Origin of the sequence: Bowmanella yangjiangensis (assembly GCF_017255015.1) — a bacterium.
Taxonomy (GTDB): domain Bacteria; phylum Pseudomonadota; class Gammaproteobacteria; order Enterobacterales; family Alteromonadaceae; genus Bowmanella; species Bowmanella yangjiangensis.
In genome coordinates this window covers 1-805 of sequence record NZ_JAFKCS010000361.1, presented here as the reverse complement: position 1 = coordinate 805, position 805 = coordinate 1, and the positions used below count along the sequence as shown (strand labels likewise).

The 805-nt window shown below is 69.9% G+C and carries 1 protein-coding gene; it reads right to left on the bottom strand.

The features are described 5' to 3' along the window. The coding region (locus J0A65_RS24555; protein ID WP_206596870.1) for a DUF1214 domain-containing protein at positions 1–805 on the bottom strand (805 nt) is incomplete at both ends.

The window sequence follows — 805 nt, the reverse complement described above, 5'->3', positions numbered from 1 at the left end:
CGGTCAGGCTGAACGGCCCGCTGGCTGGAATCGGCAGCCAGTTGCCCTGCTGCTCGGCGGCCGGCGTCTCGTGCTGCAGCCACAGGTCGAGCGAGCCGTCGGCGTTGTAGCGCAGCGGGTCGCGGTCACCCAGCGCATAGCGACCCTGCGGGTTGGCGATCAGGTAACCGTCACCATCATAGGCCGTCACCGACCAGAACGCCCTGGCCGGCGGCAGCTCACCGGCGGCGAAATGCAGGCGATAGCGTCGTCCCCCCTGCAGCGGCTGGCCCTGGCCATCGAGATTGGCGTTCGGGTAGATCGCGTCGGCTGCCAGGTTCGCACCGAAACCCACCATCGCCACCACCGCGCGCAGCCCGTAATCCGGGCCGTAGTCGCCGATGTGCAGCGGTGCTTCGCGCCAACCGTTGACCAGCCCTTGCGGGTCCTGCAGCGCCCGCTGCATCTCGCGCCCGGCCAGCCAGATACCCAGGCGCACGGCCTGTCGCTGCAGCCAGTTCCACTGCGGCGCTGCGCCAGCGTGTACGCCAAGCTGGCGCAGCTCGGCGACGGCGGCGCTATCGGCAGGCGCGGCGGGATTGTCCTGCAGCAGGGTGGCCAGGCGAGCGAAGAAGTCCTCCGCGCTCAGCGCCCGCATCTGGTACAGCGGAGATGGCCTGGAGCTCTGCGGCATGGCGAATGGCAGTGCCGGGCTGGCGCTGCCCTGCTGCCAGTCCTGCAGGCTGCGCAAGCGCACGCTGGCCTGGATCGCGTGCACGCTCGGGTAGTCGGCCTTGCCGTTGGTCTGGATACGTCCCAGCAACCA